At 68.2% G+C, this 15,184-nt stretch carries 15 protein-coding genes; 10 read left to right on the top strand and 5 right to left on the bottom strand.

Features of this window, described 5'->3' with window-relative positions:
- Positions 1–84: 84 nt before the first annotated feature.
- The 5 genes from C8E99_RS12265 to C8E99_RS12285 all read left to right on the top strand — a co-directional run bounded on the left by C8E99_RS12265 (position 85) and on the right by C8E99_RS12285 (position 4,356).
- On the top strand, positions 85–384 hold the full coding sequence (locus C8E99_RS12265) for a histone-like nucleoid-structuring protein Lsr2 (protein ID WP_115932523.1): 300 nt from the start codon (positions 85–87) through the stop codon (positions 382–384).
- A gap of 152 nt (positions 385–536) precedes the next feature.
- The gene (locus tag C8E99_RS12270; RefSeq protein WP_115932524.1) at positions 537–3,074 is read left to right on the top strand and encodes an ATP-dependent Clp protease ATP-binding subunit; all 2,538 of its coding nucleotides are present in this window, start codon (positions 537–539) and stop codon (positions 3,072–3,074) included.
- Positions 3,075–3,245: 171 nt separating this feature from the next.
- On the top strand, positions 3,246–3,434 hold the full coding sequence (locus tag C8E99_RS12275) for a hypothetical protein (protein WP_115933462.1): 189 nt from the start codon (positions 3,246–3,248) through the stop codon (positions 3,432–3,434).
- 131 nt (positions 3,435–3,565) lie between these two features.
- Complete coding sequence (locus tag C8E99_RS12280) at positions 3,566–4,078, top strand: amino-acid N-acetyltransferase (RefSeq protein ID WP_115932525.1); 513 nt, start codon at positions 3,566–3,568, stop codon at positions 4,076–4,078.
- An 80-nt stretch (positions 4,079–4,158) separates the two neighbouring features.
- On the top strand, positions 4,159–4,356 hold the full coding sequence (locus C8E99_RS12285) for a CsbD family protein (protein WP_115932526.1): 198 nt from the start codon (positions 4,159–4,161) through the stop codon (positions 4,354–4,356).
- A 77-nt stretch (positions 4,357–4,433) separates the two neighbouring features.
- Here C8E99_RS12285 and C8E99_RS12290 read toward each other — a convergent pair whose 3' ends face one another.
- The gene (locus C8E99_RS12290; RefSeq protein ID WP_115932527.1) at positions 4,434–5,354 is read right to left on the bottom strand and encodes an HhH-GPD family protein; all 921 of its coding nucleotides are present in this window, start codon (positions 5,352–5,354) and stop codon (positions 4,434–4,436) included.
- A gap of 78 nt (positions 5,355–5,432) precedes the next feature.
- On the opposite strand from C8E99_RS12290, the gene C8E99_RS12295 reads away from it, so the two are divergent.
- Complete coding sequence (locus C8E99_RS12295) at positions 5,433–6,158, top strand: hypothetical protein (protein ID WP_115932528.1); 726 nt, start codon at positions 5,433–5,435, stop codon at positions 6,156–6,158.
- Positions 6,159–6,179: 21 nt separating this feature from the next.
- Here C8E99_RS12295 and radA read toward each other — a convergent pair whose 3' ends face one another.
- Both radA and C8E99_RS12305 read right to left on the bottom strand, forming a co-directional pair.
- Positions 6,180–7,580 (bottom strand): DNA repair protein RadA, encoded by a 1,401-nt coding sequence (gene radA, locus C8E99_RS12300; RefSeq protein ID WP_115932529.1) that lies wholly within the window; start codon positions 7,578–7,580, stop codon positions 6,180–6,182.
- An 84-nt stretch (positions 7,581–7,664) separates the two neighbouring features.
- Positions 7,665–8,837 (bottom strand): FUSC family protein, encoded by a 1,173-nt coding sequence (locus C8E99_RS12305; RefSeq protein ID WP_115932530.1) that lies wholly within the window; start codon positions 8,835–8,837, stop codon positions 7,665–7,667.
- Between the two features lie 393 nt (positions 8,838–9,230).
- Here C8E99_RS12305 and pstS point away from each other — a divergent pair, with 393 nt between their 5' ends.
- From pstS to pstB, 4 genes are all read left to right on the top strand, one after another.
- Positions 9,231–10,334, top strand: coding sequence for a phosphate ABC transporter substrate-binding protein PstS (gene pstS / locus C8E99_RS12310; RefSeq protein WP_115932531.1), 1,104 nt, complete (start codon positions 9,231–9,233; stop codon positions 10,332–10,334).
- Positions 10,335–10,484: 150 nt separating this feature from the next.
- Positions 10,485–11,453 (top strand): phosphate ABC transporter permease subunit PstC, encoded by a 969-nt coding sequence (pstC, locus tag C8E99_RS12315; RefSeq protein WP_115932532.1) that lies wholly within the window; start codon positions 10,485–10,487, stop codon positions 11,451–11,453.
- Positions 11,453–12,637 carry a phosphate ABC transporter permease PstA gene (gene pstA / locus C8E99_RS12320; RefSeq protein ID WP_115932533.1) on the top strand — a complete coding sequence of 395 codons (1,185 nt, stop codon included), beginning with the start codon at positions 11,453–11,455 and terminating at the stop codon, positions 12,635–12,637. Before pstC ends, pstA begins: the two co-directional genes overlap by 1 nt.
- A gap of 32 nt (positions 12,638–12,669) precedes the next feature.
- Positions 12,670–13,449, top strand: coding sequence for a phosphate ABC transporter ATP-binding protein PstB (pstB, locus tag C8E99_RS12325; protein WP_115932534.1), 780 nt, complete (start codon positions 12,670–12,672; stop codon positions 13,447–13,449).
- Between the two features lie 50 nt (positions 13,450–13,499).
- Here the strand turns inward: pstB and C8E99_RS12330 are convergent, their stop codons facing one another.
- Entirely contained in the window at positions 13,500–14,519 is a 1,020-nt protein-coding gene (locus tag C8E99_RS12330; protein ID WP_115932535.1) for an inorganic phosphate transporter, read from the bottom strand.
- A gap of 5 nt (positions 14,520–14,524) precedes the next feature.
- Positions 14,525–15,151, bottom strand: a complete 627-nt coding sequence (locus tag C8E99_RS12335; protein ID WP_115932536.1) for a hypothetical protein — start codon at positions 15,149–15,151, stop codon at positions 14,525–14,527.
- Between the last annotated feature and the right edge of the window lie 33 nt (positions 15,152–15,184).

Consider the following 15,184-nt stretch of genomic DNA (forward strand, 5'->3'; position numbering starts at 1 on the left):
AGATTGCCGTTGCATTGTCCGTGGATCACCGTGGCTGATTGAACGGATGCTGGAGAGGGAAAAGCAGAACACCTAGGGGGAGTCTTGGCACAGAAAGTGGAAGTGGTCTTGGTTGACGATCTGGACGGAACACCGGCTGAAGAAACCGTTCAGTTCTCCTTGGACGGACGTCACTATGAAATCGACCTGTCGGCGGAGCATGCCAAGGAATTGCGCACGACCCTGAAGGGGTACATCCGCAAGGCCCGCGCCGTGGCACCGCCGGCCCCCGCCAATGAGGCGGCGAAGATCCGTGAATGGGCCGCGGACAACGGCTACGAGGTCTCCCGCCGGGGACGGCTACACCGGGACATCGTCGAGGCCTACCGGAACGCGAAGAAATAGTTCAGTGGCGCGGTAGGGCGGATCACTCCGCTCCCGTCCCCGCGCCGCACCCACGTCCCTTCGGGCGGCTGTTCTCCCAGTGGCGAACAGCCGCCCGAAGTCGTCTTACGGTGCGTAGCATCGACACCACAGTCAGCAAGGAGTGTGCCCAAATGTTTGAGAGATTCACGGACCGTGCCCGGCGGGTGGTGGTGCTCGCGCAGGAAGAAGCGCGGATGCTCAACCACAGCTACATCGGTACCGAGCACATCCTGCTCGGTCTGATCCACGAAGGCGAAGGAGTGGCCGCCAAGGCCCTCGAGTCGCTCAACATCTCCCTGGGCGCGGTGCGCGAGCAGGTCCAGGAAATCATCGGCCAGGGTCAGCAGACCCCGTCCGGCCACATCCCCTTCACGCCGCGGGCGAAGAAGGTCCTGGAACTCTCCCTGCGCGAGGCGCTCCAGTTGGGCCACAACTACATCGGTACCGAGCACATCCTGCTGGGGCTGATCCGCGAGGGCGAGGGCGTGGCCGCTCAGGTGCTGGTGAAGCTCGGCGCTGACCTCAACCGGGTCCGCCAGACCGTCATCCAGCTGCTGTCCGGCTACCAGGGTGGTGCTGGCGGCAAGGAGACCGCAGGAGCCGGCGTCTCCGCCGGTGGCCAGTCCGAGGGGGCCCCTGCCGGCTCGGTGGTGTTGGACCAGTTCGGCCGCAATCTGACCGCCGCGGCCCGCGAGGGCAAACTGGACCCGGTCATCGGGCGTGCCCTGGAGATGGAGCGGGTCATGCAGGTGCTGTCCCGCCGCACCAAGAACAACCCTGTGCTCATCGGTGAGCCCGGCGTCGGCAAGACCGCCGTGGTTGAGGGTCTGGCCCAGGCCATCGTCCGCAACGATGTCCCGGAAACCCTGATGGACAAGCAGCTGTACACGCTGGACCTCGGCTCGCTGGTGGCCGGTTCCCGCTACCGCGGTGACTTCGAGGAGCGCCTGAAGAAGGTCCTCAAGGAGATCCGCACCCGCGGGGACATCATCCTGTTCATCGACGAGATCCACACCCTCGTGGGTGCGGGTGCCGCCGAGGGTGCCATCGATGCCGCGTCGATCCTGAAGCCGATGCTGGCCCGCGGCGAACTGCAGACCATCGGTGCGACCACCCTGGACGAGTACCGCAAGCACATCGAGAAGGATGCCGCGCTGGAGCGCCGCTTCCAGCCGATCCAGGTCAACGAGCCCTCCGTCGAGGAGACCACCGAGATCCTCCGGGGGCTGCGTGACCGCTACGAGGCACACCACCGTGTCTCGATCACGGACGAGGCCCTGAAGTCGGCTGCCACCCTGGCTGACCGGTACGTCTCGGACCGGTTCCTGCCGGACAAGGCCATCGACCTGATCGACGAGGCCGGGGCGCGGCTGCGCATCAAGCGGATGACCACACCGCCGGAGATCAAGGAGTTCGAGGCCCGGATCGCCGAGGTCCGCGCCGAGAAGGAGGCCGCCATCGACGGCCAGGACTTCGAGGGTGCCGCCAACCTGCGCGACCAGGAGCAGAAGCTCACGGACGAGCGCAATCAGAAGGAAGAGGAATGGCGGACCTCCGTCACCGAGGGCATCGCCGAGGTGGATGACGATCTCATCGCCGAGGTGCTCTCCACCTCCACGGGCATCCCGGTCTTCAAGCTCACCGAGGAGGAGACCGACCGCCTGCGCAACATGGAGGCCGAACTCCACCAGCGGGTCATCGGCCAGAACGAGGCCATTAAGTCGCTGTCCCAGGCGATCCGCCGGACCCGCGCGGGCCTGAAGGATCCGAATCGGCCGTCCGGCTCGTTCATCTTCGCCGGGCCCACTGGCGTCGGCAAGACCGAGTTGGCGAAGGCCCTGGCCGAGTTCCTGTTCGGTGACGAGGAAGCCCTCATCACGCTGGACATGTCCGAGTTCCAAGAGAAGCACACCGTCTCCCGGCTCTTCGGTGCCCCTCCCGGCTATGTGGGCTACGAGGAAGGCGGCCAGCTGACGGAGAAGGTCCGCCGTCGCCCGTTCTCCGTGGTGCTGTTCGACGAGGTGGAGAAGGCCCACGCGGACCTGTTCAACTCCCTGCTGCAGATCCTGGAGGACGGCCGCCTGACCGATTCCCAGGGCCGTGTGGTGGACTTCAAGAACACCGTGATCATCATGACCACGAACCTCGGCACCAAGGACATCTCCAAGGGCGTCATGACGGGATTCCAGTCCGCCGCGGACACGCAGACCGGGTACGACCGGATGAAGGGCAAGGTCCAGGAGGAACTGCGTCAGCATTTCCGGCCGGAGTTCCTCAACCGCGTGGATGACGTGATCGTCTTCCCGCAGTTGTCCAGGGGCGAGATCGTGCAGATCGTGGACCTGTTCATCGCGCGCCTGCAGAAGCGCCTGGACGAGCAGGACCTCACCATCAGCGTGTCCACCCCGGCCAAGGAGTTCCTGGCCAACAGGGGCTACGACCCGGCCATGGGCGCCCGCCCGCTGCGCCGTACCATCCAGCACCTCGTGGAGGACCAGCTCTCCGAGCGGATCCTCTTCGGGGAGATCACGCCCGGTTCTGCCATCAGCGTGGGTCTGGAAGGGGAGGCGGAGACGGCCAAGCTCACCTTCACCATCGCCCACCAGCCCGAGGCCCTGGAAGCGGCTCCGGAACACGGGGAGATCGAAGCCTCGGCCCCCGGGCAGTAGGGTCGAGGACGCCGTCGCCGGCATCCGATTCAGCGGTTGATCAGGGGACTCCCGGTCTGGAGGGATTGAGCCCAACCGCTCCGGCCCTCTAGATTGGGGGCTACCGCCGGATGGCGGAGCGGCGGGGGGCCGTTGTGGTGACCCGCCGTGTTCCCGAACAAGGAGATGCTCATGTCCTTCGCAGATAACCTCGGAAACCTCGCCGACGAGCATGGTGACAAGATCAATGAGACCGTAGACGGCGCCCAGGAGCAGCACGGCGACAAGCTGGGCGAGCACGGTGAAGCCGTCAATGGAGCCGTTGATGGAGCACAGGAGAAGTTCCTGGGTGGCCAGGGCAACGACGAGCAGAACAACTGACAGAAATCCGGTGCGGGCGTCAGCCCGGCCCCGAGACGTGACGGCAACTGATGCCGAGAGGACCCGCCCCTGAGGGGCGGGTCCTCTGCCGTTCGGGGCTGACGGCGCTGCCGGAGTCCTACACTGAAGCGATGGACTCCACCGAACTCGTCATCCGGCCCGCGCGGACTCAGGACGTCCAGGCCATCCGCGCCCTCGTGGAGCCGCTGGCCCGTGAACGCGTGCTGCTGCAGAAGGAGGCCGTGGCGTACTACGAGGCCATCCAGGAATTCATGGTGGCTGAGGCACCGGACGGCACCCTGGCGGGGTTCGGTGCCCTCCACGTGATCTGGGAGGACATCGCCGAGGTGCGCACGCTGGCCACGTCGAGTCAGTGGCGCGGCCACGGGGTGGGCCACCGCATCCTGGACCGGCTGCTGGATCGGGCCCGCGCGCTGGGAGTGACCCGGGTGTTCTGCCTGACGTTCGAGGTCGACTTCTTCAGCCGCCATGGATTCTCGGTCATGGCAGACCAGTCGGTCGTGGACCCGGAGGTCTACTCCGAGCTGCTGCGCTCCCAGGACGAGGGTGTGGCCGAGTTCCTGGACCTGGCCCGGGTCAAGCCCAACACCCTCGGCAACACCCGCATGATCATCACTCTGTAGCCACAGCTCGGGGTGCCGTGTTTGACTGCAGGGGCAAGGGTCGGCAGGTGCCGGCCGGTCATCGTAGCGAGGAGGAGACCATGGGTACCGGAGATCGCTTTGAGAACAAGGCTGACGAGGTCAAGGGCCAGGCCAAGCAGGGTCTGGGCGAGGCGGCGGACAACGACCGTCTGAAGAACGAGGGCCGGGCCGATGAGGCCAAGGCCGGGATCAAGGACAAGGTCGAGGACGTCAAGGACGCCGCCAAGGACCTCTTCGGCGGAGACAAGAAGAACTGACCAACGCTGTCGCCGGAGTCACCGGCCGCCATCCAGGCGGCAGTGGTGCACTCCAGCACCGGGCGGCCCGGGGGCCTTCAGCCAGGCAGGCTGAGCATGGCCTCCGGGCCGTTGCCGTTCAGGACGGCCAGTCCGTCTGATACCAGGCCGTCCACGCACCGCTCATACTGGGCGGCTTCGGGGCGATGCGCGCCCAAGGTGCCGGCCGACGTCGTGAGTGCGGGAAGGGCGGAGAGTGCCACCGAGCCGCGGTCGCGGAGCAGGGCCATGACGGCGCCGCGCACCTGGCGGTCGGTGCCGGCCCAGGCCTGGCCCGTGGGCTTGTAGTGCGGCTCCGGCATGCCGGCCGCTCGCCAGGCACAGAGGTCCGCCACCGGGCAGAGCTCGCACTGGGGGGAGCGGGCCGTGCAGACCAGCGCCCCCAATTCCATCACCGCGGCATTCCACCGGCAGGCCTGCTCCGGATCCTCGGGCATGAGGTCCCGGGCCAGGGCCATCTCGGCCGTGGTCAGGGACTTCTCCGGCAGCGCCCGGCCGGAGACCGCCCTGGCGTGTGCCCGGCGGATGTTGGTGTCCACCACCACCTCGGGCTGATCGAAGGCGAAGCAGGCGACGGCGGCGGCCGTGTAGGTGCCGACGCCGGGCAGGGCGAGGAGTTGGTCGACACGGTTCGGCACCCGGTTCCCGTGGGAGCCGGCGATCTCCGCAGCGGCAGCCTGTAGTCGGAGGGCCCGGCGTGGATAGCCCAACCGACCCCAGGCGCGGATGATCTCGCCCGGTGGCTCTGCGGCCAGGTCCCGCGGTGTGGGCCAGCGTTCCATCCAGGCCGTCCAGACGGGCAACACCCGCACCACGGGGGTCTGCTGCAGCATGATCTCGCTGACCAGGACACCCCACGGGCTGCACTCCGGATCACGCCACGGCAGATCCCGGGCGTGGACGGAGAACCAGTCGTTGACCCGGTGGTGAAGGGTGGACGTGATCCCCGGCGCAGACATGCCGTCTACTGTAGTGCGCCGGCTGATCCTCGGCGTGGCCAGTCCAGGTCCGGCCACCGCGGTCCCTAGGCTGGAGGCATGCCCGGTGAGCCCCGAAACAACGATCTGCTGCGACCGCAATCGAGTGCGGTGTACCGCCGTCGCCGGCTGGTCGCCGTGGTGCTGCTCGTGGTCGTCCTGGCGATCGTGGTGGGGCTGGTCTGGTGGCTCGTCTCACTCTTCCGGCCGGCCGCCGGCGAGGACGCCCCCGCGCCCACGTCGTCCCCGAGCGTGGCCGCCACCCCCGATGGCGACGCCTCGGCCTCACCATCGGCGTCCGCCACGGGAACCTCGCCCGAATCCGGCACCACGGACGGGGCCGGTGATGACCCGTCCTCATCGGACTCGCCCTCAGCTTCCGGTGAGGCCGCGGCCTCGGGCAATTGCCCGCCCGGGGACATCGTGATCTCCGCCGCGACGGACCAGCCGACCTACGGGGAGGGAGAGGAACCGGTCCTGGAGCTGCGCGTGGACAACACGGGTGAGGAGCCTTGCGAGGCGAACCTGGGCACCACGCAGCAGGTGTTCACCGTGTACTCCGGCTCGGACCGGATCTTCTCCACGGAGGACTGCCAGGTGGACGGCCAGGACGCCCTGGTGGAGATCTCCCCGGAAGAGCAGGAGCGTGCCCGGTTCACCTGGCCGCGCGTGCGCTCCGCAGAGGACTGCGGCGAGACCACCCAGGAACCCCGCAGCGGTACCTACCGCCTCGAGGTGTCCCTGGGGGACCTCAAGGCCCAACCGGTGACGTTCAACCTGCAGTAATCACGGTCAGAAGGCGGGGGATCAGGAGGCCCAGTCCTTCATGGTCTCCAGGGCCTCCGTCAGCGTGCGGACCTCGGCCACGGCCACGCCGTCCGGCAACTCACCCAGCGGTTCGGGGGACTTCGGCACCACGGCGCGGCGGAAGCCCAGCCGGGCGGCCTCCCGGATGCGCCGGCCGATGCCGGGAACGGGGCGGACCTCTCCGGCCAGCCCCAGCTCCCCGAAGGCGATCAGGCCCTTGGGCACCACGGCGTTGAGCTTGGCGCTCGCGATGGCCAGCGCCGCCGCCAGGTCAGACGCCGGCTCGGTCAGCCGAACCCCGCCCACGGTGGCCACGTAACAGTCGTCCTGGTTCAGGGGGAATCCTGCTCGGCGCTGCAGGACGGCCAGGATCATGTTGATCCGCGCCGAGTCCAGCCCGCTGACCGTCCGGCGGGGGCTGCCCTGCCCGGACGGCGTCAGCAGGGACTGGACCTCTGCCACCAGGGGCCGGCGGCCCTCCAGGGTCACCGTCACGCAGGTGCCCTCCACGGGGTTCAGGGTCCCGGACAGGAACAGTCCGGAGGGGTCCTCCAGGGAGACGATGCCTGCGTCCCCCAAGTCGAAGCATCCCACCTCGTCCGTCGGCCCATAGCGGTTCTTCACGGCCCGGACCAGGCGCAGGCGTGAGTGCCGTTCACCCTCGAACTGGCAGACCACGTCCACCAGGTGCTCCAGCAGGCGGGGACCGGCGATGGAACCGTCCTTGGTCACGTGGCCCACGAGCACGGTGGTCATGTTCCGGCTCTTGGCCTCGTTGATCAGACTGGCCGCCACCTCGCGCACCTGGGTGACGCCTCCGGCGGTGCCGTCCACGGACTGGGACTGCAGTGTCTGGACGGAGTCCACGATCAGCAGGTCCGGCTCGGCCTTCTCGATCTGGCCCAGGGCCCGGCCGAGATCCGTCTCGGCCGCCAGGAACAGGGTGTCGGCGACGGCACCGATCCGGTCTGCACGCAGCCGAACCTGGGCCGCGGACTCCTCCCCGGTCACGTACAGGACGGACCGCGTGGACCCCTCCGGGCGGCGGTGCCGGGCCACCTTGGCGGCCACGTCCAGCAACAGGGTGGATTTGCCGATGCCGGGCTCGCCGGCCATCAGCACCACCGCGCCCGGGACGAGTCCGCCGCCGAGCACCCGGTCCAATTCGGACACCCCGGTGGTGTGGAAGCGGGCCTGTGAGGCGTCGATCTCACCGATCGGCACGGCCGGGGTAGCGACCGTGGCGGCGGGGGTCCGGCCGGACGAGGCGTCCGCGCCGGCCTCGGTCACCGTGCCCCAGGCCTGGCACTCGCCGCACCGCCCCACCCACTTGGCGGTCGTCCACCCGCATTCGCTGCAGCGGTAGCCGGGATTCGCTCGTCTGCTGGTCTTCGTCGCCATGGACCAAGGCTAGTGCCGCGCACGGACACGCTGACTCGCAGGGCCAGTTCGGAGGCTACGTCGGAGGCCTCCGGAGCGCCGATCTCAGAGGCGCGGCAGGTACCCGACGGCCTCGTCATGGGAGGAGCCGGTGGCTTCGATGAGGTCGACCATCATGGGCCGCAGCAGCATGACGAGTGCCTCGGCGTGCAGTGTAGTGGCACCCAACTCGGCTGGATCGAGCCGCGCGGCCGCCCCGCCGAGGGCGCCCCGGGCCACGGAGAGTGACTTGTGCCGACCGGCCGCCGCCGGCTCCCCCAGGGATCGGCCCAGGATCCCGACGGCGTCCGCGGCCTCGTCGAACCAGTCCGCCAGCAGCCCGGTCCCCTCGTCGTCCAGGGCACCGTTGTCGATCACGCTGATGACGCGCCGGGCGACGACCCGCATGCTCCGCACCGCCAGATCGGACATCTCCACGGTGTGGGCCGTCTCGTCCAGTTCAGGGCGGGCATGTCGCTTGGTGGGGGAGAAGGTGGCCAGCTCGCGGGCGTTCTTGACGTCCTTGCGCAGGTTCTCCACGGCGGTCTGCGTGCCGCGGCAGGCCACCAGACCCATCCACGCGGTCCGGGACTCATGGGAGCGCAGCGCCTCCGAGCAGTCGCGCAATGCGCCCGTGAGTGTCACGTAGAGGTCCCGCAGGCCGGTGGCGGCCTCCTTGCGCAGGTTCTTCGGCATCAACAGGGTCACCAGAAGAGCGATGAAACCGCCGACGATGGCATCTTGGCTGCGCGTGAATGGCCCGCCCTCCGCCGCTGGCAGGAGCACCACCAATACTGATTGCAAGCTCATCTGCAGGGTGAAGGTGGCCCCGGAGTCGATGAAGCGGGCGACCAGGATCGAGGTGTAGACCACCAGTACGGCCTGCCAGTAGCCCTGGCCCAGCACGGCCTGCATGAGGTCGCCGATGAGGATGCCCAGGGTGCAGCCGATGGCCACTTCGAGCACCTTGCGGACCTTCGGGTCCCGGTTGAAGCCCAGGGCGATGAGCGCTGCTGTGGCGGCGAACAGGGGATCCTCGTGGCCCAGGACGAGCTCGGCGAAGACGTACGCCAGCACGGCGCAGAGGGCGGTGACGGCGGCCGGGACCAGCGCCGAGGTGACCCGGGAGGCGCCCGAGCGTGACCGGCGGGTGGCAAAGGACCACGTGCGGGCCCACCACTGCCGTGCCTTCGTCACCGTTCTCGTCCAGGAGGAGCCGGACGCGGGCTGCTGCTCCATGCCGACTAGCTTAGGCCGGACCGGCCGGCTCGGTGGACGATCGACCAAGGCCCGGGACCGCTGCCACGGGGCCGCCGTGGAGCCCTGGTGGGAGGTTGACGGAGCCCAGCGCAGCGTGAGATTACTCACGCCGTCAACGGAATCTCCGGAGGAGTCGGCGACTTCCGCGCCAATACAGGCCTCCCAGCCCGTCGGAGCGGTGGTGCCGCACCCGGTGCCGTGACCTCGTTAAGCTCGCGTTAATCTTGCACCGACCCTCGCGTCACCTTGCCCCCATAGCTTTCTGGTGGATCGAGGCCATCGGCATCCCTGCCCTGCTCGTCAGTTGCCACTCGGACAAGCAGTGGTGACGGCCTCGCCTGCACTGTCATCGAACTCGAAAGAGGCATATCCGTGAAGGCTCTTCGCATCGGGCGCTACGCCGCCGTCCTGTCTGTCGCCGCTCTGGCCCTGACCGCCTGCGGCGGCAACGGTGGCTCCTCCGAGTCCTCCGCTCCGGCCGGCTCCGAGTCGGGTGCCCCGGCCGAGGTCTCTGGCACCCTGATCGGTGGTGGCGCCTCCTCGCAGGAGTCCGCCATGACCGCCTGGACCAATGGCGTCTCCGAGGTCCACCCGGACCTGACTGTCCAGTACGACCCGGTGGGCTCCGGCTCCGGCCGCGAGGGCTTCCTGGCCGGCCAGTACTCCTTCGCCGGCTCCGACGCCGCCATGGATGAAGAGGAGATGGCCTCCGCCGAGGAGATCTGTGGCCCGGAGGGCGTCTTCCACGTCCCGTCCTACATCTCCCCGGTCGCCGTCGCCTTCAACCTCGAGGGTGTCGACCAGGTCAACATGGATGCCGAGACCATCGCCCAGGTCTTCACGGGCGAGATCACCACCTGGAACGACCCGGCGATCGCCGACCAGAACCCGGATGCCGAACTGCCGGACACCGACATCACCGTGGTGCACCGTGCCGATGACTCCGGCACCACCGAGAACTTCACCGACTACCTGACGGCCGCGGCTCCGGAGTCCTGGACCCACGACGTCGTCGAGACCTGGCCCTCTGAGATCACCGCCGAGTCTGCCCAGCAGACCTCCGGTGTGGTCTCCCTGGCCCAGTCCACCGACGGTGCCATCACCTACGCCGATGCCTCCCAGATCGGCGAGCTCGGCACCGTGGCCGTCCAGGTCGGCGAGGAGTACGTGCCGTACTCCGCCGATGCCGCTGCCGCCGCCGTCGAGAAGGCTGCGCCGGGCGAGGCCGGTGCCGTCGAGCTCGACCGCACCACCACCGAGGAAGGCGTCTACCCGATCGTGCTGGTCTCGTACCACATCTTCTGCAACCAGTACCAGGACCAGGAGACCGCTGACACGGCCAAGGCCTTCGGCGAGTACGTGGTGTCCGAGGAGGGTCAGGCCGCTGCCGAGTCCTCCGCGGGCAACGCCCCGATCTCCGAGGCCACCCGCGAAGCCGCTCTGGAGTCCATCCAGGCCATCTCCGTCCAGGGTTGATCATCGCCGGTTCCGGCCGGTGCTGATCGGCCTCTCGGCCCAGCCGCCGACCCTCTCAAGTAGGGTCGGCGGCTGTGTCATGCTTTACACGCTATCCATTCCTGAGATGCGGACCCCGGGTCCGCACCACGAACTCCGAGGGGAGTCACCGTGACTGAAACTGCCACTGAGCCGGCGAAGAAGTCGTCGCTCACGGCGTCGCGCGGCGGTGCCGCAGGGGACAAGGTCTTCTCCGGCCTGGCCCTCGCGGCCGGCGTCGTCATCCTGATGGTCCTGGCGTTCGTCGCGATCTTCCTGGTGGTCGAGTCACTGCCGGCCCTGTGGCCGGAGGTCTTCTCCGATGAGGAGAGCATCGAGAGCGCGGACACGTTCTGGCAGTATGTCTGGCCGCTCATGGCCGGCACGCTGATCGCCTCGATCATCGCCATCCTGCTGGCCACCCCGGTGGCGGTGGGGATCGCCCTCTACATCTCGCACTACGCCCCCAAGTCGGTGGCGACCCCGGTCGGCTACGTCATCGACCTGCTGGCGGCCATTCCGTCCGTGGTCTTCGGCGCGTGGGGCATGACCACGCTGGCCGGCGGCGTGGTGCCCATCTACAAGTGGCTGCACGAGTACCTGGGTTGGATCCCGCTGTTCGGCGGGGATGCCGGCAACACCGGCCGGGCCCTGCTGACGTCCGCGATCGTGCTGGCCGTGATGATCCTGCCGATCATCACCTCCCTCTGCCGCGAGATCTTCATCCAGACCCCCAAGCTGCACGAGGAAGCCGCCCTGGCACTCGGAGCCACCCGCTGGGAGATGATCAAGATGACCGTCTTCCCGTTCGCCCGGGCGGGCATCATCTCCTCGATCATGCTGGGTCTGGGCCGCGCCCTGGGCGAGACCATGGCCGTTACCCTGGTGCTCTCCCCGGGCATCTTCTCCTGGAGCATCATCACCTCCGGGCGGAACGCGACCATCCCGTCTGAGATCGCGCTGAACTTCCCCGAGGCCTTCGGCATGCGCCAGTCCGAGCTGATCGCAGCCGGCCTGATGCTGTTCATCATCACCCTCGTGGTCAACATGATCGCGCGCTGGATCGTCAACCGGCACAAGGAATTCTCGGGAGCGAACTGATGACCACCTCAACTGACACCACCCAGCGGGGAGCCGCCCCGCAGCCGGGCGGAACCAGGAAGAACTCCCTGACCGCCGGACAGATGCCGCGCTGGACCTGGATCGCCGTCGCCATCGGTGCGCTGGTTCTCGCCGCCGGACTCACGGCTCTGCTGGGCGGCGGGTCCTTCAGCTGGACCGGCTGGCTGATCTTCGCCGCCGTCCTCTACATCGCCGGCATGTACGTCACCACCTACGTCGTCGAGAACAAGCGCCGTGCCACGGACGGCATCTGGCGCAATCTCGTGTGGTCCGCCTTCATCCTGGCGCTCATCCCGCTGATCTCCGTGGTCTGGACCGTGTTCGCCAACGGCCTGCCCACCCTGCTGGCCAATCCGCAACTGCTGTGGACGGACATGGACGGCGTGACCGGCTCGGATGACATCGCGACACAGAATGAGGGCGCCTCCCTGCAGGGCGGATTCCTGCACGGCCTGGCCGGCACCCTGATGATCACGCTGATGGCCACGATCATCTCGGTGCCGATCGGCCTGCTGACCTCGATCTACCTGGTGGAGTACAGCCGGGGCGGCTGGTTCTCCCGCTCCATCGTGTTCTTCGTGGATGTCATGACCGGCATCCCCTCGATCGTGGCCGGCCTGTTCGCGTTCGCCCTGGTGGAACTGTTCATCACCACGTTCATCGGCGAGTCACCGCGGCACGTGCAGATGATCAAGATGGGCCTGACGGCGGCCATCGCCCTGTCCGTGCTGATGATCCCCGTGGTGGTCCGCTCCACCGAGGAGATGCTCCGGGTGGTCCCGAATGAGCTCCGGGAGGCGTCCTACGCCCTCGGCGTGCGCAAGTGGCGGACCATCTTCAAGGTCGTGCTCCCCACGGCCATGTCCGGCATTGCCTCCGGCATCACCCTGGCCATCGCCCGTGTCACGGGCGAGACGGCACCGATCCTGGTGACAGCGGGCTATGCGGCGGCCACCAACTGGAATCCGTTCGGCGAGTGGATGACGGCCCTGCCGGTGTTCATCTACCGCCAGCTGATGAACCCGACCGCGCCGGCCGCCGGCATGCCCTCGGCGGATCGTGCCTGGGCCGCGGCCCTGGTCCTGATCGTCATCGTGATGCTGTTGAACCTGGCCGCACGCATCATCGCCAAGGCGTTCGCGCCGAAGAACTCCGGCCGCTAAGCCGAGCTGAGACGAAAGACAGAGGAATCTACATGTCAAAGCGCATCGAAGCCATTGACCTCAACGTCTACTACGGCAACTTCCTGGCTGTGGAAGGCGTCAACATCAACATCGAACCGCGGTCCGTCACCGCGTTCATCGGCCCCTCGGGCTGCGGCAAGACCACCTTCCTGCGGACCATCAACCGCATGCACGAGGTGCTCCCCGGGGCGCGCGCCGAAGGGCGGCTGCTCCTGGACGGGGAGGACGTCTACGCCTCGGGCGTGGACCCCGTCACCGTCCGCACCCAGGTGGGCATGGTCTTCCAGCGCCCGAACCCCTTCCCCACCATGTCCATCCGGGACAACATCCTGGCTGGCCACAAGCTGAACGGCGCGCGGATGTCCCGCTCCGAGGCGGACGGGATCGTGGAGAAGTCGTTGCGCGGCGCCAACCTCTGGAACGAGGTCAAGGACCGGCTGGACAAGCCCGGCTCCGGCCTGTCCGGTGGCCAGCAGCAGCGTCTGTGCATCGCCCGCTCCATCGCCGTGCAGCCGGACGTGATCCTCATGGACGAGCCCTGCTCCGCCCTGGACCCGATCTCCACCCTGGCGATCGAGGACCTGATCAACGAGCTGAAGAACGAGTTCACCGTGGTGATCGTGACGCACAACATGCAGCAGGCCGCTCGCGTGGCGGACAAGACGGCGTTCTTCAACATCGCCGGCACCGGCAAGCCGGGCAAGCTCATCGAGTACGACGAGACCTCCGTCATCTTCAACAACCCGGCCAACAAGCAGACCGAGGACTACGTCTCCGGCCGCTTCGGCTGATCATCGCCAGCTGATCATCGCCGGTCGGCGTGCCTCAGCCCGGGTTCGCCTCAGAACAGGGGGCTGGCGGCTGCGGCGAGGATGAGCGCCACGGCCGCGGGCGCCACCAGGGTCGCGAGCCAGTAACCGATGACACGCTGGACCTGCTGCCAGCGGACCGCGGTGTAGCGCTGGTTCTGGCCGGCGCCGAGGATGGTCGCCGCTGCGGCGTGGGTGGAGGACAGGGGCAGGTGGAGGGCGAACGAGCCCACGAACAGCAGCCCGGCGCTGACGGTCGAGGCCACCGCGGAGCGCAGCGGGTCCAGGTGCACGAGCTTCTCCGTGAGGGTGTGGCCAACCCGCCACCCGCCGAACAGCGTGCCGATGGCCAGGATGAGTCCGGTCGCCACGGGAATCCACCAGCCCATGGCATCGGGCCGGCCGATGGCGGTGAGGGCGATGGCGACCATGAAGGTCATCCGCTGACCGGACTGCACGCCGTGGCCGAGGGCGTTGGCGGCACCGGTGATCGCCAGCCCAATGCGGGCGGTGTGGTTGACCGTGCCGGGCGCGGCATCGCGGGCCACCCAGGTGGCCGGTGTGACGAGGATCCAGGACAGGAAGCTCCCCAACAACGGGGTCAGCAGCAGCCCCACCAGAATCGCGGTGACCAGCACGGGGGACCAGATCCCCTCGAAGGACGCGTCACCGGTCACGGTCAGGGCCACGCCGGCCCCGATGAGACCGGCGATGAGGGCATGCGTCATGGATACGGGCAGGCCGCGCTGCCAGGCGAACAGCCCCCAGGCGATCGCCACGGCCAGGGCGACGACGGCCATCAGCAGGCCCGGTCCGCCGCTGGGGATGGCCGGGGGGAGTTCCTGCCACACGGCGCTCAGCAGGCCACCGGACAGGATGCCGCCGCCGAGGTTCATCACGGCGGCCAGGAGCAAAGCCACCCCCGGGGTGAGGGCCCGGCTGCGGACGGGCAGGGCGATGGCGTTGGGAGCGTCCCGCATGCCGTTGATCAGCCCGTACCCGACCGTGAGGGCGAGGACGAGGCACAGCAGGACCAGGACGAGGGGGGTCACGTCCGTCAGGACTCCTGCACCAGGACACTGCCGACGTGGACGGTGATCTGCCGGACGGCGACGATGGCGGCATCCACGGCGTGGGCTGCCTCCCGCTGCCGGTTGTAGCTGCGCTGCAGCAGGTCACCGGTCATCCCGGAGACCCATTCGACCATGACGCGCTCGGCGCGCTTCGAGTTGCGCTGGAGTTGGATCCAGGTCTCCTCGAGGGCATCGAGGGCCCGGAACTGGGCCGTGGCCTCCTGGAGGAGCTCAGCTTGCCGACCCAAGGTCTCCAGGATGTCCATGGCCTCGGCCGGCAACCGGTACTGCTCGGTGGAGACGATGAGCAGTCCGGCATTGCAGACCTTCTCCACGGCATTGTTGAGTCCGTCCGCCATCAGGTAGAGATCCTGGCGCGGCAGGGGGGTGATGAAGGAACTGCGCAGGCTGGTGAGCAAGGCCATGTGGCGCCCGCTGGACTCGCTGTCGATCTCGGACAACCGGGTGCTGACCTCCTCAGCGGCTGCCTTGGAGGAGCCCATCAACTGGGCGACCTGGTGCACGGCGGCGCCCAGGCCATCCGCCAGGGCCGCGAGGTGTTCGAGGCTGGCGGTGTCCGGGGCGAGGAGGGAGGACAGTGAGAGGTTCATCAAAGAAGAGGGTATCCCGCGAGAGGGGGCAGT

Source organism: Citricoccus muralis, assembly GCF_003386075.1.
In the GTDB taxonomy this organism is placed as follows: domain Bacteria; phylum Actinomycetota; class Actinomycetes; order Actinomycetales; family Micrococcaceae; genus Citricoccus; species Citricoccus muralis.

Coding starts and splice junctions, on each gene's coding strand:
- C8E99_RS12270 (WP_115932524.1), top strand. CDS start 537: ATGTTTGAGAGATTCACGGACCGTGCCCGGCGGGTGGTGGTGCTCGCG.
- C8E99_RS12275 (WP_115933462.1), top strand. CDS start 3,246: ATGTCCTTCGCAGATAACCTCGGAAACCTCGCCGACGAGCATGGTGAC.
- C8E99_RS12280 (WP_115932525.1), top strand. CDS start 3,566: ATGGACTCCACCGAACTCGTCATCCGGCCCGCGCGGACTCAGGACGTC.
- C8E99_RS12285 (WP_115932526.1), top strand. CDS start 4,159: ATGGGTACCGGAGATCGCTTTGAGAACAAGGCTGACGAGGTCAAGGGC.
- C8E99_RS12290 (WP_115932527.1), bottom strand. CDS start 5,354: ATGTCTGCGCCGGGGATCACGTCCACCCTTCACCACCGGGTCAACGAC.
- C8E99_RS12295 (WP_115932528.1), top strand. CDS start 5,433: ATGCCCGGTGAGCCCCGAAACAACGATCTGCTGCGACCGCAATCGAGT.
- radA (WP_115932529.1), bottom strand. CDS start 7,580: ATGGCGACGAAGACCAGCAGACGAGCGAATCCCGGCTACCGCTGCAGC.
- C8E99_RS12305 (WP_115932530.1), bottom strand. CDS start 8,837: ATGGAGCAGCAGCCCGCGTCCGGCTCCTCCTGGACGAGAACGGTGACG.
- pstA (WP_115932533.1), top strand. CDS start 11,453: ATGACCACCTCAACTGACACCACCCAGCGGGGAGCCGCCCCGCAGCCG.
- pstB (WP_115932534.1), top strand. CDS start 12,670: ATGTCAAAGCGCATCGAAGCCATTGACCTCAACGTCTACTACGGCAAC.
- C8E99_RS12335 (WP_115932536.1), bottom strand. CDS start 15,151: ATGAACCTCTCACTGTCCTCCCTCCTCGCCCCGGACACCGCCAGCCTC.